We start from the raw sequence: 21,158 nt of genomic DNA on the forward strand, positions 1-21,158 counted from the left end.
CCATGACCACCACCACCACACCCACCACGTCCACTACGCCAACGACGTCGGTGACCGTCGCAGCCCCGGTCGTCCCCACCACCGGCGCGCTCACGCCGCTCGGCCTCGACGAGGTGCGCATCACCGACGGCTTCTGGGCCGACCGTCAGCGGGTCAACGGCACGGCGACGCTGCCGCACGTCGAGCACTGGCTCGAGCGGGAGGGCTGGCTCCGCAACTTCGACCTCGCCGCCGCCGGGACGCTTCCCGAGGGCCGCCGCGGACGCGAGTTCGCCGACTCCGAGGTCTACAAGTACGTCGAGGCCGTCGCGTGGGAGCTCGGACGGCTCGGTGGTGACGAAGCGCTCGAGTCGCGGTTCCGCGCGATCGTCGACCGGGTCGCCGCCGCGCAGGAAGCCGACGGCTACGTGAACACCCGCTTCGGTCGCCCGGGCCAGGGTGAGCGCTGGTCGGACCTCGAGTGGGGGCACGAGCTGTACTGCCTCGGCCACCTCTTCCAGGCGGCCGTCGCCCGGGAGCGGACGAGCCCTGGCTCCGACGACGGGCTCCTCGGGATCGCGACCCGGGCCGCCGACCTCATCTGCGAGGTCTTCGGCACCGACGGCATCCAGTCCGTGTGCGGGCACGCCGAGGTCGAGGTGGGCCTCGCGGAGCTGTCGCGGGTGACGGGCGAGCCGCGCTACCTCGAACTCGCGTCGCTGTTCGTCGAGCGTCGCGGCACCGGCGTGCTCCAGGACATCGAGTGGGGCCGTGCGTACTTCCAGGACGACGTCCCGATCCGCGAGGCGGAGGCGTTGCGTGGCCACGCGGTCCGCGCGAACTACCTCGCGGCCGGTGCCACCGACATCGCCGTCGAGCACGGTGACCAGGGCCTGCTCGACGCCCTCCGCGGTCAGTGGGACCGGACGATCGCCCGCCGCACCTACCTGACCGGCGGGCAGGGATCGCACCACCAGGACGAGGCGTTCGGCGAGGACTTCGAGCTCCCGTCCGATCGCGCGTACTCCGAGACCTGTGCCGGCATCGCGTCGATCATGTTCAGTTGGCGGCTGCTGCTGGAGGACCGCGACGTCCGCTACGCCGACCACATCGAGCGCGTCCTCTACAACGTCGTCGCGACCTCACCGTCGGCCGCCGGTACCGCGTTCTTCTACGCCAACACCCTGCACCAGCGCACGCCGGGGAAGTCGAGCCCGGACGACGAGGTGTCGCCGCGGGCGTCGTCCTCCGAGCGTGCGCCGTGGTTCGACGTGTCGTGCTGTCCACCGAACGTGGCGCGGACACTCGCGAGCCTGGCGGCGTTCGTCGCCACGAGCGACGACCACGGTGTGCAGATCCACCAGTTCGCGTCGGCGTCGATCGACACGACCATCGGCGGTGAGCACGGCGGGCGGTTCCGGGCTGAGCTCGTGACCGACTACCCGCGCTCCGGCGTCGTCACCATGCGCATCGTGGAGGCGCCCAGCGGACCGGTGACTGTCTCGTTGCGCGTCCCGTCGTGGGCGGATGACGCGGTGGTGACCGTCCGGCCCGCCGCGGGCGAGTCCACGGATCGCGCTGTCACCCCCGGCTACGCCGACGTCGAGCGGTCCTTCGTCCCCGGTGACGTCGTGGAGCTGACCTTCAGCCTGCGTCCTCGGGTGACCCGGCCGGACCCTCGCATCGACGCCATCCGCGGCAGCGTGGCGATCGAGCGGGGGCCGGAGGTGTACTGCGTCGAATCGGTGGACCTCCCGGGTGGTGACGAGGCGATCGCTTGCATCGAGATCGATGCGGACGCGGGGATCGAGGAAGCGGTCGACGGGCGTCTGTCCGTCGCGCTCCGTGCGCGCCCCGCCGTTGACGCAGCCTGGCCGTACGGCGAGGCGTTCGACACGGCACATGACGCCGAAGCGTTCTCCGCGACGATCGCGCCGTACCATTCCTGGGCCGAGCGCGGGCCGTCCACGATGCGTGTCTGGATCCCGATCACCCGGGCGTGAGGGCGGGTCACGTCATACTGGTGTCTCGTCGACCAGCGATCCGGAAGCAGCCATGACGTATCCTCCGAACCCTCAGGTCCCCTCCGGCCAGCCGTCGTATGGCCAGCCACAGTCCGGCCAGGCGCCTTACGGGCAACCGTACGGACAGCCCCAGTACGGCCAAGCACCCTCCGGCCAGCCGCAGTACGGCCAGCCGCAGTACGGCCAGCCGCAGTACGGCCAGCCGCAGTACGGCCAGGCACCGTACGGTCAGTCGCAGTACATCGCGCCCCCGCCCCGCGGCGCCAGCTCGCCGGACGACCTCTCCCTGCCGCTCTACGGGGCGACATTCGGCCAGGCCAGGAAGCGGTTCTTCAAGCAGTACGCGAACTTCTCGGGTCGCGCGTCGCTCAGCGAGTACTGGTGGAGTTCCTTGTTCACCACCATCATCATGCTCGTGCCGACGCTGTTGGTCACCATCGGTGCGATTCTCGTCACAGTCACCGCCACGACGACGGCCGTGCAGCAGCAGGCTCGATATGACAACGGGTACGTCGGGGAGTTCGACGGGGTCGACCTGGGTGCCACGGGCATCGGTGTCAGCGCGGTCGTCCTCATCGTCGGGGTGGTTCTGACGCTCATCGCCTGGGTTGCGCTCTTCGTGCCGAGCCTCGCGATCACGTGGCGGCGCCTGCACGACGCCGGCTTCCCCGGCACCTACTACTTCCTCACCCTCGTACCATCGGTGGGCAGCGTGATCCTGCTCGTCCTCGTGCTGTTGCCGTCGAAGCCGGAAGGGCAGCGGTTCGACGTGCCGGCCCAGGTGCCGGCCAAGAGCTGAGCCGCACCTCACGCCGGCAGTTCGGAGACCTTCCGCAGCAGGACCTCGCGCTCGCGGTCGTTCGCGGCGAGGTGCGCGGCGGTCAGGAGTTCCGAGCGCGCCTCCTCGGTGCGCCCCAGTCGTGCGAGTAGTTCGCCGCGAACGCTCGGGATGAGGTGCGAGCCCCGCAGCGATGGATCGTCGGCGAGGCCGTCCACGATGCGGAGTGCCGTCGCCGGGCCGGTCGCCATCGACACCGCGATCGCGCGGTTGAGTTCGACGACCGGATTGGGGGCGATCCGTCCGAGTGCCTCATAGAGGATCACGATCTGCTCCCAGTCGGTCGCCCCCACGCTCGGCGCGACCGAGTGGCACTGCGCGATGGCCGCCTGCAGTGCGTAGGCACCGCGACCCCGGCCGAGGGCGTCGGCGCGGCTGAGCGCCGCCGTCCCACGGAAGATCTGCGCCCGGTCCCAGCGGTCGCGGTGTTGGTCGGCGAGCAGGATCGCGGAGCCGTCGGGTGCGACGCGGGCGGCGAATCGTGAGGCCTGGAACTCCATGAGGGCGACGAGCGCGTGCGCCTCCGGCTCGCGCGGGACGAGCGCGACGAGGCGTCGGCCCAGCCGCAGGGCCTCGTTCGCGAGGTCGCCGCGGATCCAGGTCGGTCCGCTCGTCGCCGCATACCCCTCGGTGAAGAGCAGGTAGACGACGCCGAGGACGGCCGACAGGCGCCGGGGCCACTCGGCCGGGTCCGGCGCCTCGAAGTGGACGTTCGCCGCGGCGAGCGTCTTCTTGGCGCGGGTGATCCTCGCCTGCACCGTCGGCACCGGGACGAGGAGCATCCGGGCGATCTCCTGCGTGGTGAGCCCGCTGACGACTCGCAGCGTCAGCGCCACCTGCGACTCCCGCGACAGCACCGGGTGGCAGGCGGTGAAGACGAGCCGCAGGACGTCGTCCCCGATCGGCTCCCAGTCGAGGTCGCTCGCCTGCTCCAGGTCACGGGCGAGCGAGCGGTACCGCTCGTCCAAGGCTGCCCGGCGTCGCCAGCCGTCGATCGCGCGACGCTTCGCCACCATCGTCAGCCACGCACCCGGGTTACGCGGCACGCCGTCACGCGGCCACTGCTCGAGGGCCTCGAGGAGGGCTTCCTGGGCGAGGTCTTCGGCGAGACCGAGGTCGCCGGTCAGCTTCGTGAGGGTGGCGACGATCTGTGCGCTCTCGATCCGCCAGACGCCGTCGACCACGCGGCGGGCGGCTTCGTCGCCGTCCGCCGCGTCGGTTGCGGTCATGTCGGCGTCGGTCATGTCCGTCTCGAGTCGGTCGTGCTCAGGCCGGGTCGGCTGCGGACTTCGCCGCGCCCTCCTTCGCCCGCCACTCCTGCTCCTTCTGGAGGTACTCGTTGTCGGCGTGGTCGGCGAAGTCCGTCTCGTCGGTCACGCGGCGCACCTCGATCTTGTTGCCGGGGCCGAGCGGCGCACGGCTGGCCCATTCGATCGCCTCCTCGCGCGTGGCGACCTCGATGGTCCAGAACCCGTTGAAGAGTTCGTGGAGTTCACCGTAGGGGCCGTCGGTGACGATCGGGGCCTCGGTCGTGAACTCGACGACGGCGCCCTGGGCGGCATCGGTGAGGCCGTCGCCGCCGACCATCACACCGGCGCCGATCATCGACTCGTTGTAGGCGCCCATCGCGTTGATGACCGCTTCGACGTCCATGTCCTCGAGCTTCTCGACGGACCCGCTGTTGCGCATGATGAGCATGTATTTCGACATCGTCTTCTCCTGTCGTCAGGGGCGCTGATCGCCCGCCTCACTCTGACGTCGAACGGCGAACACGGAGATCGACATCGCGGTCAGAATATCCTCGGCGGGTACCCGATGGGGAGGGTGAACGGATCGCGGCGGCCAGGTGTCCGGCGGGAGAACAGCGGCGGACGCAAGTCGCGATTCACAGCCCAGGCAACAACTGTGGGTCGATACTGAGTCCATGGCAACTGAAATCGACCACGAAGAGATCATCCGTCAGCTCACCGCGAAGCTGAGCGAGAAGTACTCGGGGGTCGATTCCGCTCGGATCGGCGAGCTCGTGCGCGAAGAGGTCAGCGCACTCGCCGAGCGTCCGGTCCAGGATTACGTGACCGTCCTCGCCGAGCGTGCGGTCAAGAAGTCCCTCAAGCGCTCAGAGAAGTAAGCGCTCCGAGAAGTAACGGTCCCGCCACCGGTCGGCTACGGCCGATCGGGTCTGCTCGTGAGTGCCTCGATCGAGACCACGATCACGATGCAGACGACGAGCAGGGTGAACACGTTCGGATTCAGGGTCAGTCCGTAGACGACGACGGCGATCAGGACCAGGACGCCGATGATGACGATCGCGCGCAGGGGTGATCTCCGCCTCGTCCGGTTCAGGTCTGACATGGTGCCCCCTCGCTGATGGTCGGTCGAATCCCCAGACTATGAGTGCCCGGCGACCCGCGCGTCCAGTCGCTGTCGATAGACTCACCTCGGGTACTTTTGTCGATGAGTCGACAGAAGCGGTTCCGTGCCGTGTGGAACACGCGGGGAAGCGCCCCTCGGTGCCCGCCCGAAGCTACGAAGGAGTACCCATGAGCGCACCGTCCGTGCAGCTGTACACCGTCCGCGACGCCATCGCCGAGGACCTGCAGGGCGCCGTCGCCCGCATCGCCGAGATCGGTTTCACGAAGGTCGAGCCCTACGCGTTCGTCGAGCGCGCGGCCGAGTTCGAGACCGCCTTCACCGCCGCCGGTGTCACGGCCCCGTCCGGCCACGCGCCCGTCATCGACACCGCCGACCCTGCGGTCGCGTTCGACGCGGCGTCGCGGCTCGGGATCGGGACGGTCATCGACCCCTTCATCCCCACCGACCGCTGGCAGACCGCCGACGACGCCGCACGTCTCGCCGAGCGCGTCAACGAGCTCGCTGTCCAGGCGGCGGCATCCGGCCTGAAGTTCGGGTACCACAACCACAACTGGGAGTTCTCGACCCACGTCGACGGCCGCCCGATCTTCGAGCTCTTCGTCGAGCAGCTGTCGCCCGAGGTCGTCCTCGAGATCGACACCTTCTGGTCGACGGTCGGCGGTGCTGACACCCCGGCGTTCCTCCGTTCGCTCGGTGACCGCGTGCAGTTCCTGCACATCAAGGACGGCATCATCTCCGGCGACATCGCCACCGCGCTGCCGAGCAGCGAGAGTGCGCTCGTCGTGCCCGACGCGCTCGCCCAGGCGTTCGCGAACCAGCAGCCCGCGGGTCAGGGGCAGGTCGACATCCCGGCGATTCTCGCTGCCGCACCGCACGCGACCCGTGTCGTGGAGTTCGACGGCTACAGCAAGGAGATCTTCGGCGGCGTCGCCGAGTCCTACGCCTGGCTCGCTGAGAACGACAAGTAGGCGCGCAGCTCGACAGGCTCGGTGACCGGGGCGCCCGTTCCCTGAGCTGCGCCGCACTGAGCCTGTCGACGTGTCGAAGGGCCCGCGGGGATGCGTGTTCTGGCCGTGGAGGTGTGTTCGGGGGCACTTCGACAAGCTCGGTGACCGAGGGCGCCTCGGTCACCGAGGTTGGCTCAGTGACCGGGGTCGGTTCGGTGAGCGGATTCCGGGTGGCTCGGGATCGACCGCGAGGACGGCGCACGCACTCAGAACGGCGGGACCGTGTCCGGTTCCGTGCGGTGTCGCCTGCCGTCGGGTGTGGTCCAGTCGAGGACGCCATCGGGTCGATGGTCGAGTGACCACCCGGGCAGATGCTTCAGTCGGTGGTGATGTCGGCACACGCACGCCAGATTGCCGACACTCGTCGTGCCGCCGTCGGCCCAGGCGACGGAATGGTCGAGATCGCACGCCCGAGCCCGTCTCCCGCAACCCGGTGCGCGACAGGTGACGTCCCGGAGGCGGACCGCTCGTTGCAGATCCGCCGGCACCCGGTACTGCTGCCGCCCGACCGAGAGGACCGCGCTCGTCTCCGGGTCGGTGAGCACCCTCGTCATCGAGGGCGCGTTGACCGCGAGCCGTGCCGCGGTCTCGGGGTCGATCGGGCCGTAGCCGTCGAGGGTCGCCGGGGCCTCGTCGACGCCCAGGATGCTGAGCACGGGCACGGTGAGGTTCACCGTGGGATGGATGTCGTTGAGCACTTCCACCGGCCGGGCGATCGGCGACCGCCGGCCCTGGTGGTCGGTCTGGTCGGCCGCGGTGACGCCGCTGATGCAGGGTGAGCCGAGTGCGTCGGCGCGCAGCTGCTGGCAGGTGCGGTCGTCGTCCGTCAGGTGGGCTGCACCGACGAGCGCGTCGAGGCGTTCTCCGATCGCGATGGCGACGGGCGCCGTGGTGAACAGGTGCACCCACGCCATGCCGTCTGCCGCGGGCTCGATCTCCACCCGTCGGTCGGCCTCCGACCGGGCTGCCCGCACGGTGATGGACTCGGGGTGCAGCCGCTCGCGGAGCGTGCGAGCCTGGTGCTGCAGTCGCGCGACGGTCGACTGTTCCGCGATGGGCAGGACTGCTTCGAGGAACGCGGCTCGACCGCGCTCCGGGATGTCTTGGAGCTGATCGGTGATGGTCCGCGCGTGCCGGTTCGAGATGCGGCCGTCCTCCAGCGCGCGGAGGACATCGGGGGCATCGGCGACGAGTCGTTCGGCATCGCCGGTGGCGCGTTGCACGGTCAGCTCGGAGGCACGTGTCGCCATGGCGAGCGTGGCGCAGGTGGAACGACGGATGAGCGCCTTCCGCTGTGCGGGTGTCTCGTCGTGCGACACGAGGCTGTCCGCCATGGCGTCGGCCAGGGCCGCCGACCTGGCGAGGAGACGAGCCTCCCGGGCGTCAAGTGCGGCACGCTCGCGGGCGATCGTGGTGAACTCGTCCGACAGTTCCGCGAGACGCTCTTCGAAGACGTCCACCGCGCGCAGCGGGAGCGTGGTGGAGGTCTCGGTCATGACTCCAGTCCATCACGGACCGCTGACATTTGAGATGCTCAGTCGCCGCGCCTCGACGAACCCGGCGGCCTGTCGGGGATGTGGAGCGGGGTCGCACTTCGACAGGCTCAGTGACCGAGTGTGTGGCTCAGTGACCGGGTGTGTGGCTCAGTGACCGGGTGTGTGGCTCAGTGGACGGGAACCCGGTCCCTGAGCTTGTCGAAGGGCGCGACTGGCGACCGGGAGCCCGGTCGCCGAGTGTGTCGAAGGGCGCGACTGGTGAACGGGACCCCGGTCCCTGAGCCTGTCGAAGGGCGCCCGAGCCGGACCCTGCTCAGCGGCCGACTGGGGTCCGGATCACGCGGAACGCACCCGCCGGGATGTTCACGACACCCGAGACCACCGGCTCGCCCGTCAGGAGCTCGATCGCACCGGTCGTCGCGAGCTCCGCATCCGCGTCGCCGTGGTTAATCGCGATCGTGAACGACGCCTCCTCACCCCAGCGGGTGACGACCTCCAGCCCGAGCGGCGGCACTGGCGGAGCGTCGACGCCTGCCTCCTCCAGTGCCCCGGACAGGAGCTCGGACAGTCCGGCGTCGTCGAGCTTCGTGGAGACGTACCAGGCGGTTCCGGCGCCGAACCGGTTGCGGGTCACCGCGGGCTGACCGGCGGCGGGGCCGGAGGCGTAGCTCGAGACGGCCTCGGCACCCTCGAGCACGATGTCGTCGGTCCAGCTCGAGCCCGTCCGTCCGTCGTCCAGCCGCACGGTCTCGTCCTCGTGCAGCGGCAGGAACTCGGGGACCGAGAGTCCCAGCACGCGACGGAACGCCCCCGGTGCGCCACCCTCCCAGACGGCGTCGTGCTCGTCGACGACGCCCGAGAAGTACGACACGACGAAGGCACCGCCGCCCTCGACGTACGCGGTGAGGTTCTCGGAGGTCTCGCGGTCCGCCAGGTACAGCGACGGGGCGAGGACGAGGCGGTAGCCGCTCAGGTCGTCGTGCGGGTGCACGAAGTCGACGGTGACGCCAGCGCGCCAGAGGGCGGCGTAGTAGGCCTCGACCCGCTCGCGGTGATCGAGCTCGACCGACGGACGCCACTCGAGGTCCTGGGCCCAGAACGACTGCACGTCCCAGAGGATCGCGACCTCACTCCGCACCCGCGAGCCCACCAGCTCGTCCAGCTTGCCGAGGTCGTGACCGAGCGCCATGACCTCGCGCCAGATACGACTTTCCGTCCCGGCATGGGGGAGCATCGCCGAGTGGAACTTCTCCGCCCCGTACCGCGAGGCTCGGAACTGGAAGTAGAGGATCGCGTCGGCCCCGCGCGCCAGGTGGCTGGCGCTGTTGCGTGCGAGCTCGCCGGCGCGCTTCGCGATGTTGCGCGGCTGCCAGTTCACCGCCGAGGTGGAGTGCTCCATGAGGATCCACGGGTCGCCGCCGGCGAGCGAGCGGGTGAGGTCCGAGTCGAGCGCGAGCAGGACGTGGTTGTCCTCCCGCTCGGCGACGAGGTAGTAGTCGTTCGCGACGATGTCGACCTCTCGGCTCCAGGCCCAGTAGTCGATCGAGCGGCAGTTGGTGGCCATGAAGTTCGTCGTCACCGGGGTCTCCGGTGCGTACCGCTTGATGATGTCGCGCTCGGCGACGTAGCACTCGAGCAGGATGTCCGAGGTGTAGCGCGCGAAGTCGAGTCGCTGCGTCTGGTTGACGACGGAGGCCGAAACGCGCGGTGCGTCGATCTCGTCCCACTCGCCGTAGTCCTGCCCCCAGAATCGGGTGCCCCAGGCGGCGTTGAGTGCTTCGATCGAGCCGTATCGCCGCTGCAACCACGCCCGGAAGGCGAGCACCGAGCCGTCGGAGTAGTCCTCGCTGATCGGTGCGCCGTACTCGTTGTGCACGTGCCAGAGGACGACGGCCGGGTGCGATCCGTACCGGGCGGCGAGCTGCTCGGTGATCGCGGCTGCCGCGCGACGGTAGGCGGGGGAGCTGGGGCTCGCGATGCCGCGTGAGCCGTGGCCGAGTCGCAGTCCCTCGCGGGTGACCGGGTGGGCCTCGGGGTGGCGCTTCCAGAACCAGGCCGGCGGCACCGTCGTCGGCGTCGCGAGGTCGACCGAGATGCCGGCGTCGTGCAGGAGGCCGATGATCTCGTCGAGGAATGTGAAGTCGTACTCGCGCTCGCGCGGTTCGAGGACCGCCCAGGAGAAGATCCCGACGCTCACGAGGTCGACGCCGGCCGACTGCATGAGGGCGATGTCCTCGAGCCAGGTCTCCCGCGGCCACTGCTCGGGGTTGTAGTCGCCGCCGTAGCGGAGGCCGGTGGTGCCGGGGATCCAGGTGGCCCGTGCGGTGAGCGGGTCGAGCTCGATGGTCATGCTGCGTCTCCTGTGACTCAGTGGGCCGAGAGCGGATCCATTCGATCGCCTGGCTGTGTGCGCTCCCAGTTCTATCACAGACCCAGGAGACATGTTTCGGTCGATTTTCGATGTTGACAACGTGAAACGGTTGTGAATAACTGTAACCGCTCACAGGTACAACGACGTTCTCCATCGAAGCGTCGCTGCCCCGCACCAGAGCGCTCCAGCTTTCGACAAGGAGGACGAATGCGCAGCACGCTTCGCCACATCGGCATCGCCACGGTCGCCACGACGGCCCTACTGCTCTCCGGATGCTCGGCATCCTCGGGCGGCACGGAGTCCGGCCCCGTCAAACTCACCTACTGGGCCTGGGCGCCCAACCTCGAGCAGGTCGTCGAGCTGTGGAACGAGGACCACCCCGACATCCAGGTAGTCGTGCAGAAACAGGACGGTGGCGACCCAGCTATCACCAAGCTGCTCACGGCGATCAAGGCCGGCAGCGGCGCTCCCGATCTCATCCAGGCCGAGTACCAGAAGATCCCGACGCTCGTCGCCTCCGACGCGCTCGCCGACATCTCGAAGCAGGGTGCCGCCGATCTCAAGGACGACTTCTCCGACGGCGTGTGGAACTCGGTCACGCTCGGTGGCGATGCGGTCTACGCCGTCCCGCAGGACTCCGGCCCGATGATGGCCTACTACCGCACGGACATCCTCGACAGCCTCGGCCTCAGCGTGCCGACGACGTGGGACGAGTACGCCGAGGTCGCCCGCGCCGTGCACCAGGCGGACCCGACGAAGTACCTCGGTACCTTCTCCGCGAACGACGCCGGCTGGTTCGCCGGGCTCGCGCAGCAGGCGGGCGCGTCATGGTGGTCGATCGACGGCGACAGTTGGGGTGTCGACATCGACGCCGGTCCGACCGAGCAGGTCGCCTCCTACTGGGGTCAGCTCGTCGAGGAGGGCGCGATCGACAACAAGCCGATGTACACGCCCGAGTGGAACGCCGGCTTGAACGACGGTTCACAGGTCGGTTGGATCTCCTCCGTCTGGGCGCCCGGCGTTCTCGGCGGCAACGCTCCCGACACGGCCGGCAAGTGGACCGCGGCCGAGCTGCCGCAGTGGGACGCCTCGAAGCCGTCGAACGGTAACTGGGGTGGGTCGTCCACCGCGGTGACCACGCAGTCGAAGCACGCCGAGGCCGCCGTCGAGTTCGCCACCTGGTTGAACACCGACCCGAAGGCCGTCGCCGCGCTCGCCGACGTGTCCGGCGTCTACCCGGCCGCGACGAAGGTCGCCGCCGACGCCCTCAAGACGTCGCCCGAGTTCTTCAGCCAGCAGAGCGACTTCTACGACATCGCGTCGAAGGCCTCCGAGACCGTCGCGCCGTTCACCTACGGCCCGAACGTCAACGTCGCCTTCAGCGCTTACAACGACGAGTTCGCGAAGGCGGCCGAGTCGAAGACCGCACAGGCGTTCTCCGACGCCGTCGCCGCGATGCAGTCCATCACCATCGACGACCTGAAGAAGAGCGGCTTCTCGGTCAAGTAGTCCCACGGGGCCGGCTCACCGAGCCGGCCCCGATCCCCGTTCCACGCCCTCGACCCAAGGAATCGGCATGGCTGCACCATCCGCGCTGGACACGATCCGGCCCACCCAGGATCCGACCACGGGCTTGCGCCCGCCGGCCCGATCGCGCAAGAACCTGAAGAGTCGGGTGCTCATCCCGTACGCGATGCTCGCCCCCGGCATCATCCTGTTCCTCGTGTTCATGGCGGCACCCATCGTCTACACGCTGTTCCTGAGCTTCCAGAAGAAGCAGGTCTCGGGCCTCGGCCTCGGATCCGGAGCACGGACGACCGCGTTCGCCGGCTTCGAGAACTACCTCGGCGCGTTCAGCGACCCGGAGTTCGCGGCGAGTGTCGGACGGGTGCTGCTCTACGGCCTCATCCTCATCCCGTGCATGCTCGGACTCGCACTGCTCTTCGCACTGCTGCTCGACTCCCGTCGCACCCGGGCGGTCTCGTTCTCCCGCATCTCGATCTTCCTGCCGTACGCGGTGCCCGCCGTGATCAGCTCGCTGCTCTGGGGCTTCCTCTACCTCCCGGCCGTGAGCCCCTTCTACGCGATCTTCGACAGCCTGGGCTGGAACGCCCCGGAGATTCTGTCTTCGGGCACGATCATCTTCGGCATCGCGAACATCGCCCTCTGGGGTGGCGTCGGCTTCAACATGATCGTCATCTACACCTCGCTCAAGGCCGTGCCGAGTGAGATCTACGAGGCCGCCCGCATCGACGGTGCGAGCGAGATCCAGATCGCGCTGCGGATCAAGATCCCGATCGTCGCCCCCGCGCTCGTCATGACGGCCCTGTTCTCCATGGTCGCCACCCTGCAGGTGTTCGCCGAGCCGACGACGCTGCGGCCGCTCACGAACAGCCTCTCCACGAGCTGGTCGCCGCTCATGCTCGTCTACCGCGACGCGTTCACCCGTGACGACATCTACTCGGCCGCCGCGACCTCGATCATCATCGCCGTCGCCACCTTCATCGTCTCCTTCCTCTTCCTCCGGGTCGTGCAGAAGCGAGCCTTCGGTCAGGAGGACTGACACCATGACCACGCTTCGACTCGACCGACCCGCCGGTGCGCGACGCCGCGAACGCGCGGGCAGTACGACCATGCGCTCCGACCGGCCCAGCGGCATCTCGACGGGCATCCTCATCCTCGGCGCGATCTACTGCCTCTTCCCCGTCTTCTGGGTGCTCATGGCGTCCACGAAGAGCAGCGGCGAGCTGTTCTCCACGTTCACCCTCGTGCCGAGCACCCATCTGTTCGACAACATCGTCGAGCTCACCCAGTACCGCGACGGACTCTTCTGGCGCTGGATGGTCAACACGGCGCTCTATGCGGGCATCGGCGCGATCGCCTCCACCTGGGTCTCCGCGATCTCGGGCTACGTGCTCGCCAAGTTCGACTTCCCGGGGAAGCGCACCGTCTTCAGTATCCTGCTCATGGGCGTGCTCGTGCCGGGGGTCATCCTCGCGATCCCGCAGTACTTCCTGCTCGCGAACGTCGGGCTGACGAACACCTTCTGGGGCGTGCTCCTGCCGCAGATCATCAGCCCCTACGGCATCTACCTCGCCCGCATCTACGCGGCCGCGGCAGTGCCGACCGACGTCATCGAGGCGGCGCGGACGGAGGGTGCGGGAGAGTTCCGCATCTTCGGACGTATCGCGATGCCGATGATGCTGCCAGGACTCGTCACGATCTTCCTGTTCCAGTTCGTCGCCATCTGGAACAACTTCATGCTGCCGTACATCATGCTCGGCGACGACTCGCTGTTCCCGATCACCGTCGGCCTCAACGGGCTGCTCAACCAGGGCGCCTCCGCCCCGGCGCTGTACACCCTCGTCATCACGGGTGCGCTGCTCGCCATCGTGCCGCTCATCCTGATCTTCCTCATCCTGCAGCGCTTCTGGCGGGTGGACCTCGCGGCCGGTGCCGTGAAGGCGTGAGCCGCCGAAGCCCGCGCGACGGCAGCAGGAGCCGCCGCCGTCGCGCGCGAAGCCTCAGCACTAGGCTGACGGGATGACCACCGTCCCGTCCCGTCGGCGCCCGACGATCGACGACGTCGCGGAGGCCGCCGGCGTCTCCCGCGGCACCGTGTCACGGGTGCTGAACGGCGGGCGTTGGGTCAGCCAGGACGCGAAGGCTGCCGTCGACGCGGCCATCCGGAAGACCGGGTACCGTGTCAACCCGCATGCGCGGAGCCTCGCGACGAACCGCACCGGATCCGTCGCGTTCCTGCTCACCGAGGACCACCAGCTGCTCTTCGAGGACCCCAACTTCTCGATGCTGCTGACGGGAGCCGCGCAGGCCCTCGCCGAACGGCAGCTGTCGCTCGTGCTCATCATGGCGGGCAGTGCCGCTGAGCAGGAGCGCGCTCTCGCCTACATCGAGGCGGGTCACGTCGACGGCGTGCTGCTCGTCTCGGCGCACAGCGGACAGCGGCTCATCAGCGACATCGTGGACTCGAAGGTGCCGGCCATCGCCTGTGGCATCCCGCTCGGGTTCCAGAAGCGGCTCGGCTATGTGGCCGCGGACGACCTCGAGGGCGCCCGGGAGATGGTGGCGCACCTGCGTGGCCTCGGTCGGGAGCGGATCGCGACGATCGCCGGACCCGAGGACACCCCGGGCGGTGTCACCCGGCTCGAGGGCTACCGGCTCGAACTCGGCGAGGCGTTCGACGACCGGCTCGTCCGGCACGGCGACTACGGCCGCGCGAGCGGTGAAGCGGCGATGCGCGAGCTGCTCGAGGCCGACCCGACGATCGACGCCGTCTTCGTCGCGAACGACCGCATGGCCGCGGGAGCCATCGACGCTCTGCAGGCGGCCGGCCGACGCGTGCCGGAGGACGTCGCCGTCGGTGGCTTCGACGACTCGAGCATCGCGGTCGGCACCGATCCCGCCCTCACGACGATGCGCCAGCCGTTCGAGCGGATCAGCGCCGAGATGGTGCGCCTCCTCCTGCAGGTCATCGAAGGCGAGCGGCCCGCGGCGATCACGCTCCCGACGGAACTCGTGGTCCGCGACTCCGCGTGAGCTGGCGGCGTCTGGTCCCTGAGCTCCCCGTCCGGTCCCTGAGCTTGTCGAAGGGCGCACTTCGACAGGCTCAGTGACCGAGTGCGGCTCAGTGACCGGGGTGCGGGCGCGCGCAACCCCACGACGATCGGCGGTCGCTCGGTCAGGATGGAACCATGAGCGACCAGTCCGACACCACCACCCAGCCCGATCCCGACACCGTACCCGGCATCCCGGACGCGGAGTCGCTGGAACCGACGAAGCGCACCATCGCGATCCTCGGCGCCAACGGCGACCTGGCCAAGCGGCTCCTGATCCCCGGCCTCGGTGAGGTCGTCGACGCCGCCCGCGACATCTCGCTGCAGATCATCGGTGCCGCCCGCACCCCGCAGCCGAACGAGGAGTGGCGTGCGACCGTCCGCGCCAGCCTCGAGGACGCCGGCATCGGCGACCGGACCGTCGAGGCGCTGGTGTCGACGACGGAGTTCATCCCCACCGACGCCTCCGACCCCGACGAACTGCGTGCACTGCTCGACGCCTGCACCGGCTCGCCGATCCTCTACATCGCGCTCCCACCGTCCGCCGGGCGCAAGGTCGCCGAGGCGCTCGCGCAGATCGACCTGCCCGACGACCTCCTCATCGCCATCGAGAAGCCGTTCGGCGACGACCTCGCCGACGCCCAGGCGCTCAACGCGGCGCTCGCCGAGGTCGTGCCGGAGGAGCGGCTGTGGCGCATCGACCACTTCCTCGGCAATGCGACCGTGCTCGGGATGCTCGGCCTCCGCTTCGGCAACCGACTCCTCGAGGCGGGCTGGAACGCGGATCAGATCGAGAAGGTCGAGATCCTCTACGACGAGGAGCTCGGGCTCGAGGGGCGTGCGGCGTTCTACGACCAGACCGGGGCGCTCCGCGACATGCTGCAGAGCCACCTGTTGATGGTCCTCGCCCTCACCGCGATGGAGCGGCCCGACGCGGTGACGCCGACCGACGTCCACGACCGCATCGCCGAGGTCCTCGGCGCCGTCCGACTGTGGAAGGACGACCCGTCGACCGCCCGTCGCGCCCGCTACACCGAGGGCCGGGTCGGCGACCGGCTCTTCCCCTCCTATGTGGACGAGCCCGACGTCGACGCCTCCCGCGAGACGGAGACGCTCGCACAGCTCCTGCTCCAGGTCGACACCCCGCGCTGGCAGGGGGTGCCGTTCGTCCTGCGCTCCGGCAAGGGCATCGGTGAGCCTCGCCGCGAGGTCGCCGTGCACTTCCGCAGCTCGGCGGCGCCGACCGGACTGGACGCTCCCGACGGACACGCCGACACCGTCCTCCGGATGTCGCTCAAGGGCGGCGCGGTGCACCTCGACCTCATCGTGACCGGTGCCGACGACGTCGACGGCCTACGCCGGGTCGAGCTCGAGGCGGACCCGGGCGCGGCAACCCTGAGCGCCTACGCGCAGGTGCTCGCCGGCCTCCTGCAGGAGAACACGCTGCTGTCGGTGCGCGGCGACATCGCCGAGCAGTGCTGGCGCATCGTCACCCCGGTCGTCACCGCTTGGGCCGCTGGCGAGACGCCGCTCGAGGAGTACGAGGCGGGGAGTGCCGGTCCGTCGGACTGGTGACCGGGCCCTGACGCACTGCTGACCGCCTGAAATGAGACGACCCGCGCCGGTGATCCGGTGCGGGTCGCTTCGTACCAGGAGTCGCTACGCCGACGGCTTCAGGACGACCGTGATGCAGCCGTCTCGGTGCCGTCAGGTCACGCCGAGAACTGCAGCTACGCCGACGGCTTCAGGACGACCTTGATGCAGCCGTCCTCCTTCTTCTGGAAGGTCTCGTACATCGCCGGAGCTTCGGCGAGCGGCACCCGGTGGGTGGCGAGGTCGAGCACGCCGAGCGGATCGGTGCTGTCCTCGACGAGGGGGAGCAGCGTCGGGATCCAGCGGGCGACGTTGCACTGACCCATCCGGAGCGAGACCTGCTTGTCGAACATCGACTTCATCGGCATGATGTCCGCTTCACCGGCGTAGACGCCGCTCAGGGACACGACGCCGCCACGGCGGACGAGCTCGAGCGCGGTGTGCAGGGCGGCGAGCCGGTCGATGCCGGCGTGCTCCATGGCCGGTCGCGCGATCGCGTCGGGCAGCACACCGACGGCCGTCTGTGCTGCAGCAGCGATCGGTGAGCCGTGGGCCTCCATGCCGACGGCGTCGACGACCCCGTCCGGGCCGCGTCCGCCGGTGGCGTCCCGGAGCTCAGCGACCACGTCGTCCGAGAGGTCGAGAGCACGGATGCCGTATCGCTCGGCGAGGGCACGGCGCTCCGGTACCGGGTCCACGGCGAAGACCTCGAGGCCGCGGTGCTTGGCGATGCGAGCCGCCAGCTGACCGACCGGGCCCAGGCCGAGCACGGTGATCGAGCCGCCGTCCGGCACTTCGGCGTACTCGACGCCCTGCCAGGCGGTCGGGAGGATGTCGCTCAGGTAGAGGTAGGACTCGTCGGGCAGGTCGCGACCGACGACGATGCAGTTCGCGTCGGCGAGGCGGACCTGCAGGAACTCGGCCTGTCCGCCCGGCACCTGGCCGTAGAGCTTCGTGTAGCCGTACAGGGAGGCGCCGCTGCCGTGCTCCTTCACCTGGGTCGTCTCGCACTGCGACTGCAGCCCGTTGCGACACATGAAGCACTCGCCGCATGCGATGGTGAACGGGATGACGACCCGGTCGCCGACCGCGACGCGGGTGACCTCGGAGCCGACGGCTTCGACGACGCCCATCGTCTCGTGGCCGAGGACGTCGCCGCGGTCGAGGAACGGGCCGAACAGTTCGTAGAGGTGGAGGTCGGAGCCGCAGATGGCTGCCGAGGTGACACGGATGATCGCATCGGTGGGGGCGGTGATCGCGGGGTCCGGGACGGTCTCGACCGACACCGACCGGCGACCCTGGTACGTGAGTGCGCGCATGGATGCTCCTTCGTCGTTGTCCGTCCACCCTGCGCCTCCCGGGCGTCGGTCGACTGGGGGTGGACGTCTCGTCGGAGGGCTGATACGAGCTCAGCGTGTCGCGTCGGCGGCCACGCGCTGGAGGCTGGCGAGCACCGACCGGACAGCGGACCGCGCCATCGCCTCCGGTCTCGCCAGGACGTCGACGTGCCGGACGAGGACCGCGCCGGCGACCGGCCGGAGGACCATGCCGTCGACGGCCAACGGTGCCGCCGTGGTGCGCGGCATGACCGCGATCGCAGCCCCCGTGCGGACGACCTGGGCGGCGACCGAGAACTCGTTGATGCGGTGGTCGATCCGCGGCGCCCGGCCGCTCAGCGCGCCGAGATGGTGGAGGACGCCCGCCAACGGGAACCCCTCGTGCGTGGATATCCAGCGTTCGTCCCGCAGGTCCTCCGGTCGCACCTCCGACCGTGCGGCCAGCGGGTGCGTCTCATGCATCGCGATGTCGAGGGGTTCGACGAGCAGCGGGGTCACGACGAGGCGGTCGAGCGGCCACGCCGGCTCGTGCGGGAGGCGGTGGGCGATGACGAGGTCGTAGTCCGCCGTGAGGCCGGCGAACCGGTCCTGCGCGACGTCGGCATCGGCGAGCAGCATCTGCGGAACCGGACGGGTCGCATCGGCGTCAGGCATGGGATCGGCGTCGAGCAGCGGTCCGAAGAACGCCAGCCCCGCGCTGTGGAATGCGGAGACGCTCACGGGGCGCTGCTCGTGCCGGAGGAAGGAGCCCACGGCGTCCCTGGCCTCGGCGAGTGCCTCCTCCACGCGCGCGGCGGCGACCGCGAGGGCTTCGCCGGCCTCCGTGAGGACGAGCCGACGTCCATGCTTCTCGGTGAGCGGCACCGGCGTGGTGGCCTGCAATGCGGCGAGCTGCTGCGACACGGCTGAGGCGCTGACGTGCATGGCCGCGGCGACCGCGGCGACGCTGCCACGGTCGCCGAGTTCGCGGAGGAGGCGGAGGCGCACGGGATCCATAAGTTCTTCCTTCATCGTCGATCCAGACACTGCCTGTTGTTCTGTCGTGTCCGTCTCCTGGAGAGTAGCGGCATGGCCCGCCGCGCACCCTCCGAACTCATCGTCGACGTGCTGCTCGTCGGGGTCGCGGCGGTGTGGGGCGCCAGCTTCCTCGCGGCGAAGGACCTCGCCGCCGTCACCGGTGTGCCGGCCGCGGTCGCCCTGCGGTTCCTCGTGGCGGTGATCGCCATCGGGCTCATCTGCCTCGTGCGGCGGGAGCGGCTCCCGCGCGGACGGGGCCTGCTGATCGCGGCGGGTCTCGGCTGCTCGCAGGCCGCGATCATCGGCCTCGAGACGTGGGGCGTGCACCTGACCTCGGCGACGAACGCCGGGCTGCTGATCAGCCTCGCGCTCGTCATGACGCCGGTGCTCGACGGTGTCGCGTCGCGGTCCTGGCTCCCGAGGTCCTACTTCGTCGCCGCGGTCGCAGCCGTGGTCGGTGTCGCGCTGCTCGTGTCGGACGGCGGCTTCCGCGCACCCACCGCGGGCGACGCGCTCGTGATCGCCGCCGCGGTCGTCCGCGCGGTGCACGTGACGTCGAGCGCGCACCTGACCCGAGGTCGCACCGACAGCACGCTCGGCGTGGTCTTCGTCCAGATGCTCGTGTGCGCCGGGGCGTTCAGTCTCATCGCCGGTGACGGACTCGCCGCAGCCGTCACCCGACTCGACGTGCGCGGCTGGCTGGACGTGCTGTTCCTCGGTCTCCTGTGTTCCGTGTTCGCATTCGTCGTCCAGCTGTGGGCGGTGCGGCGGACCTCGGCCTCACGTGCGAGCATCCTCATGGGGACGGAACCCGTCTGGGCGCTCCTCGTCGGCGTGCTCATCGCGGGGGAGGTGATCGGCCCGCTGGGCGCGCTCGGAGCGGCGCTGATCATTGTGGCGAGCTATGTCGGCCAGGCGATCGAACGCCGCCACCGGGCGAGGACGACCGGCACGGCACCCACGGTGCAGCAGGAGCCGGCGCCTGTCTGACGGGGTCTACAGCGTGGTCACCGCGCTCGTGAGCGGCGTCCCCAGCGGCGCTGCGTCCTCGATCCGGCACACGCGGACGTCGATCCCGTGGATCGGCGTCCCCGCCATCGACGTCGCGAGTACCCCGCGGATCGCATCACCGACGAGACGCAGGGTCGTCGGCACAGGAGTCCCGTCGGTCACGCCGATGGTCACGCCGATCGTCAGCGCGCCGTCGACTCCACGACCGACGGCCACCTTCGTCGGCGCCTCGTCGGTACGACCGACGGCGTCGGCGACCGTCCTCAAGACGGCACGGATCGGCGACCCGGACGCGTAGACCGTCGTCACCCCCGGTGTCGCGGCGAGGACGGCGTTGAGCTGCTGCGAGAGTGCGGCTTCGGTGTCCATCAGGAGTCCTCCGGCCCGGCGACGCGCTGCGTGTGGATGTCGATGATCGTGACGTCGACGGCGACCACGTTGAGCTCGGTGTGCGTGGCCAGTTCCGCCACCACGCGATCCCGGATGAGCTGCGACAGCCGCTCGAGGTTGTTGCCGAATGCGGCCGAGGCGGTGATCGCCACCGTGATGGGTGCGTCCAGGGTCGTCACATCGCCGTCGAGGCGGACCCGACCGACGATGACCCCGCTGACACTGTCGCCCACTCCGCGGATCAGGGTGCGGACCGAGCCTTCCGTGATGCGCAGGTGCACCTCGGGGTCCGGGTGCCTGAGCGGGATGTCCCGACCGGCGTGCGCCTCGAGCGAGATGTTCTGGAGCACCGCGTGCATCCAGGAGCGGTCCTGCTCGGAGTGCGTCGCCGCCTCCGACTTGAGCAGCGCCCAGGTCTGGGTGCGCAGACGGAGGAGGGCGTCGAGGGCGAGTTGGCAGCCGGGGGAGGCTTCGATGTGTGGGTCGAGGGGCTCGCGGCCGCTGTCGAGGTAGTCGGAAAGCTCGTCGATGGTGTGCCCGTCGAGGTCGGCGCCGGCCAGGCCGTCGAGCATGGACTCGTGGTCGTCGTCGTTCATCGCCACACCTCCATCTCCCGCAGCACGGTCTGTCTGGCCCGCGCGAGCTGCCCACGCACCGTCGACGCTGGTACGCCGAGCGACTCCGCGATCTCGACGTACGACAGCCCGCCCGTCTCCTTGAGCATCCAGCACTCGCGTTGCATGGCGGGCAGGCGGTCGAGGACTGATGCGAGGGCGCTCATCTGCATGCGCACCTCGACGACCCGTTCCGGGGACTGATGGGACGGGGCGGGGGCATTCCAATCCTCGATCTCGATGTGTTCGCGGCGGCGTCTGATGCGGTCGATCGCCCGGTTCGAGACCATGCGCATCAGCCAGGACTTCACCGCGTTCGGGTCGTTCAGCCGGTCCAGCTGGCCCCACGCCTGGATGAGGACGTCCTGCACGACGTCTTCCGCTTCCGACTGATTGCCCAGCACGCGGACGGCGTAGGCGCGCATGAGGGAACCGTGCCGGAAGACGAGGACCTCGAAGGCGGTGGCGTCTCCGTCGGCCGCGCGCTCGGCGAGGATGCCGTCCGGAAGGACGTCGAGCGAGCGCTTCACGGAG

The 21,158-nt window shown here is 69.6% G+C and carries 20 protein-coding genes; 10 read left to right on the forward strand and 10 right to left on the reverse strand.

Features of this window, described 5'->3' with window-relative positions:
- Positions 1–2: 2 nt before the first annotated feature.
- The gene (locus tag QRN19_RS10745; protein ID WP_285026864.1) at positions 3–1,982 is read left to right on the forward strand and encodes a glycoside hydrolase family 127 protein; all 1,980 of its coding nucleotides are present in this window, start codon (positions 3–5) and stop codon (positions 1,980–1,982) included.
- Positions 1,983–2,034: 52 nt separating this feature from the next.
- Positions 2,035–2,802: a DUF805 domain-containing protein gene (locus tag QRN19_RS10750; RefSeq protein WP_285026866.1), complete on the forward strand. Its 768-nt coding sequence runs from the start codon at positions 2,035–2,037 to the stop codon at positions 2,800–2,802.
- An 8-nt stretch (positions 2,803–2,810) separates the two neighbouring features.
- On the opposite strand, the gene QRN19_RS10755 is transcribed toward QRN19_RS10750, so the two are convergent.
- Together QRN19_RS10755 and QRN19_RS10760 are read right to left on the reverse strand one after the other, a co-directional pair.
- Positions 2,811–4,070, reverse strand: coding sequence for an RNA polymerase sigma factor (locus QRN19_RS10755; RefSeq protein ID WP_285027070.1), 1,260 nt, complete (start codon positions 4,068–4,070; stop codon positions 2,811–2,813).
- 37 nt (positions 4,071–4,107) lie between these two features.
- Positions 4,108–4,551 carry a YciI family protein gene (locus QRN19_RS10760; protein WP_285026868.1) on the reverse strand — a complete coding sequence of 148 codons (444 nt, stop codon included), beginning with the start codon at positions 4,549–4,551 and terminating at the stop codon, positions 4,108–4,110.
- Between the two features lie 214 nt (positions 4,552–4,765).
- Between QRN19_RS10760 and QRN19_RS10765 the strand changes: the two genes are divergently transcribed.
- Positions 4,766–4,969, forward strand: coding sequence for a three-helix bundle dimerization domain-containing protein (locus QRN19_RS10765; RefSeq protein ID WP_064295795.1), 204 nt, complete (start codon positions 4,766–4,768; stop codon positions 4,967–4,969).
- Between the two features lie 35 nt (positions 4,970–5,004).
- On the opposite strand, the gene QRN19_RS10770 is transcribed toward QRN19_RS10765, so the two are convergent.
- Positions 5,005–5,193, reverse strand: coding sequence for a hypothetical protein (locus QRN19_RS10770; RefSeq protein ID WP_285026871.1), 189 nt, complete (start codon positions 5,191–5,193; stop codon positions 5,005–5,007).
- Between the two features lie 188 nt (positions 5,194–5,381).
- Between QRN19_RS10770 and QRN19_RS10775 the strand changes: the two genes are divergently transcribed.
- Positions 5,382–6,182, forward strand: coding sequence for a sugar phosphate isomerase/epimerase family protein (locus QRN19_RS10775; RefSeq protein WP_285026873.1), 801 nt, complete (start codon positions 5,382–5,384; stop codon positions 6,180–6,182).
- A 245-nt stretch (positions 6,183–6,427) separates the two neighbouring features.
- Here QRN19_RS10775 and QRN19_RS10780 read toward each other — a convergent pair whose 3' ends face one another.
- Both QRN19_RS10780 and QRN19_RS10785 read right to left on the reverse strand, forming a co-directional pair.
- Complete coding sequence (locus tag QRN19_RS10780) at positions 6,428–7,717, reverse strand: HNH endonuclease signature motif containing protein (RefSeq protein ID WP_285026875.1); 1,290 nt, start codon at positions 7,715–7,717, stop codon at positions 6,428–6,430.
- A gap of 313 nt (positions 7,718–8,030) precedes the next feature.
- Entirely contained in the window at positions 8,031–10,067 is a 2,037-nt protein-coding gene (locus QRN19_RS10785) for a beta-galactosidase (protein WP_285026877.1), read from the reverse strand.
- Positions 10,068–10,295: 228 nt separating this feature from the next.
- Between QRN19_RS10785 and QRN19_RS10790 the strand changes: the two genes are divergently transcribed.
- From QRN19_RS10790 to QRN19_RS10810, 5 genes are all read left to right on the forward strand, one after another.
- Entirely contained in the window at positions 10,296–11,597 is a 1,302-nt protein-coding gene (locus tag QRN19_RS10790; RefSeq protein WP_285026879.1) for an ABC transporter substrate-binding protein, read from the forward strand.
- 184 nt (positions 11,598–11,781) lie between these two features.
- A complete protein-coding gene (locus QRN19_RS10795; RefSeq protein ID WP_285027071.1) occupies positions 11,782–12,651 on the forward strand; it encodes a carbohydrate ABC transporter permease in 870 nt (289 codons plus the stop codon).
- A gap of 4 nt (positions 12,652–12,655) precedes the next feature.
- Complete coding sequence (locus QRN19_RS10800; RefSeq protein ID WP_079000706.1) at positions 12,656–13,558, forward strand: carbohydrate ABC transporter permease; 903 nt, start codon at positions 12,656–12,658, stop codon at positions 13,556–13,558.
- Between the two features lie 73 nt (positions 13,559–13,631).
- On the forward strand, positions 13,632–14,645 hold the full coding sequence (locus QRN19_RS10805; protein WP_138945928.1) for a LacI family DNA-binding transcriptional regulator: 1,014 nt from the start codon (positions 13,632–13,634) through the stop codon (positions 14,643–14,645).
- A 155-nt stretch (positions 14,646–14,800) separates the two neighbouring features.
- Positions 14,801–16,237, forward strand: a complete 1,437-nt coding sequence (locus tag QRN19_RS10810) for a glucose-6-phosphate dehydrogenase (RefSeq protein ID WP_285026882.1) — start codon at positions 14,801–14,803, stop codon at positions 16,235–16,237.
- Positions 16,238–16,392: 155 nt separating this feature from the next.
- On the opposite strand, the gene QRN19_RS10815 is transcribed toward QRN19_RS10810, so the two are convergent.
- Together QRN19_RS10815 and QRN19_RS10820 are read right to left on the reverse strand one after the other, a co-directional pair.
- On the reverse strand, positions 16,393–17,574 hold the full coding sequence (locus tag QRN19_RS10815) for an alcohol dehydrogenase catalytic domain-containing protein (protein WP_285026884.1): 1,182 nt from the start codon (positions 17,572–17,574) through the stop codon (positions 16,393–16,395).
- Between the two features lie 90 nt (positions 17,575–17,664).
- Positions 17,665–18,588, reverse strand: coding sequence for a LysR family transcriptional regulator (locus QRN19_RS10820; RefSeq protein WP_285026885.1), 924 nt, complete (start codon positions 18,586–18,588; stop codon positions 17,665–17,667).
- A gap of 72 nt (positions 18,589–18,660) precedes the next feature.
- Between QRN19_RS10820 and QRN19_RS10825 the strand changes: the two genes are divergently transcribed.
- Entirely contained in the window at positions 18,661–19,599 is a 939-nt protein-coding gene (locus tag QRN19_RS10825; protein WP_285026887.1) for a DMT family transporter, read from the forward strand.
- A 6-nt stretch (positions 19,600–19,605) separates the two neighbouring features.
- On the opposite strand, the gene QRN19_RS10830 is transcribed toward QRN19_RS10825, so the two are convergent.
- From QRN19_RS10830 to QRN19_RS10840, 3 genes are read right to left on the reverse strand one after another with little or no spacing between them, the layout of a single operon-like run.
- The gene (locus tag QRN19_RS10830; protein ID WP_285026889.1) at positions 19,606–19,989 is read right to left on the reverse strand and encodes a hypothetical protein; all 384 of its coding nucleotides are present in this window, start codon (positions 19,987–19,989) and stop codon (positions 19,606–19,608) included.
- The gene (locus QRN19_RS10835; protein ID WP_285026891.1) at positions 19,989–20,606 is read right to left on the reverse strand and encodes an Asp23/Gls24 family envelope stress response protein; all 618 of its coding nucleotides are present in this window, start codon (positions 20,604–20,606) and stop codon (positions 19,989–19,991) included. Before QRN19_RS10835 ends, QRN19_RS10830 begins: the two co-directional genes overlap by 1 nt.
- The gene (locus QRN19_RS10840; protein ID WP_285026892.1) at positions 20,603–21,154 is read right to left on the reverse strand and encodes an RNA polymerase sigma factor; all 552 of its coding nucleotides are present in this window, start codon (positions 21,152–21,154) and stop codon (positions 20,603–20,605) included. The genes QRN19_RS10835 and QRN19_RS10840 overlap by 4 nt, the downstream gene beginning before the upstream one ends.
- Between the last annotated feature and the right edge of the window lie 4 nt (positions 21,155–21,158).

The organism is Plantibacter sp. ME-Dv--P-122b (genome assembly GCF_030209375.1).
Classification (GTDB): Bacteria; Actinomycetota; Actinomycetes; order Actinomycetales; family Microbacteriaceae; genus Plantibacter.

Coding starts and splice junctions, on each gene's coding strand:
- QRN19_RS10785 (WP_285026877.1), bottom strand. CDS start 10,067: ATGACCATCGAGCTCGACCCGCTCACCGCACGGGCCACCTGGATCCCC.
- QRN19_RS10805 (WP_138945928.1), top strand. CDS start 13,632: ATGACCACCGTCCCGTCCCGTCGGCGCCCGACGATCGACGACGTCGCG.
- QRN19_RS10750 (WP_285026866.1), top strand. CDS start 2,035: ATGACGTATCCTCCGAACCCTCAGGTCCCCTCCGGCCAGCCGTCGTAT.
- QRN19_RS10745 (WP_285026864.1), top strand. CDS start 3: ATGACCACCACCACCACACCCACCACGTCCACTACGCCAACGACGTCG.
- QRN19_RS10820 (WP_285026885.1), bottom strand. CDS start 18,588: ATGGATCCCGTGCGCCTCCGCCTCCTCCGCGAACTCGGCGACCGTGGC.
- QRN19_RS10770 (WP_285026871.1), bottom strand. CDS start 5,193: ATGTCAGACCTGAACCGGACGAGGCGGAGATCACCCCTGCGCGCGATC.
- QRN19_RS10815 (WP_285026884.1), bottom strand. CDS start 17,574: ATGCGCGCACTCACGTACCAGGGTCGCCGGTCGGTGTCGGTCGAGACC.
- QRN19_RS10755 (WP_285027070.1), bottom strand. CDS start 4,070: ATGACCGCAACCGACGCGGCGGACGGCGACGAAGCCGCCCGCCGCGTG.
- QRN19_RS10795 (WP_285027071.1), top strand. CDS start 11,782: ATGCTCGCCCCCGGCATCATCCTGTTCCTCGTGTTCATGGCGGCACCC.
- QRN19_RS10810 (WP_285026882.1), top strand. CDS start 14,801: ATGAGCGACCAGTCCGACACCACCACCCAGCCCGATCCCGACACCGTA.
- QRN19_RS10775 (WP_285026873.1), top strand. CDS start 5,382: ATGAGCGCACCGTCCGTGCAGCTGTACACCGTCCGCGACGCCATCGCC.
- QRN19_RS10800 (WP_079000706.1), top strand. CDS start 12,656: ATGACCACGCTTCGACTCGACCGACCCGCCGGTGCGCGACGCCGCGAA.
- QRN19_RS10790 (WP_285026879.1), top strand. CDS start 10,296: ATGCGCAGCACGCTTCGCCACATCGGCATCGCCACGGTCGCCACGACG.
- QRN19_RS10830 (WP_285026889.1), bottom strand. CDS start 19,989: ATGGACACCGAAGCCGCACTCTCGCAGCAGCTCAACGCCGTCCTCGCC.
- QRN19_RS10780 (WP_285026875.1), bottom strand. CDS start 7,717: ATGACCGAGACCTCCACCACGCTCCCGCTGCGCGCGGTGGACGTCTTC.
- QRN19_RS10825 (WP_285026887.1), top strand. CDS start 18,661: ATGGCCCGCCGCGCACCCTCCGAACTCATCGTCGACGTGCTGCTCGTC.
- QRN19_RS10760 (WP_285026868.1), bottom strand. CDS start 4,551: ATGTCGAAATACATGCTCATCATGCGCAACAGCGGGTCCGTCGAGAAG.
- QRN19_RS10765 (WP_064295795.1), top strand. CDS start 4,766: ATGGCAACTGAAATCGACCACGAAGAGATCATCCGTCAGCTCACCGCG.
- QRN19_RS10835 (WP_285026891.1), bottom strand. CDS start 20,606: ATGAACGACGACGACCACGAGTCCATGCTCGACGGCCTGGCCGGCGCC.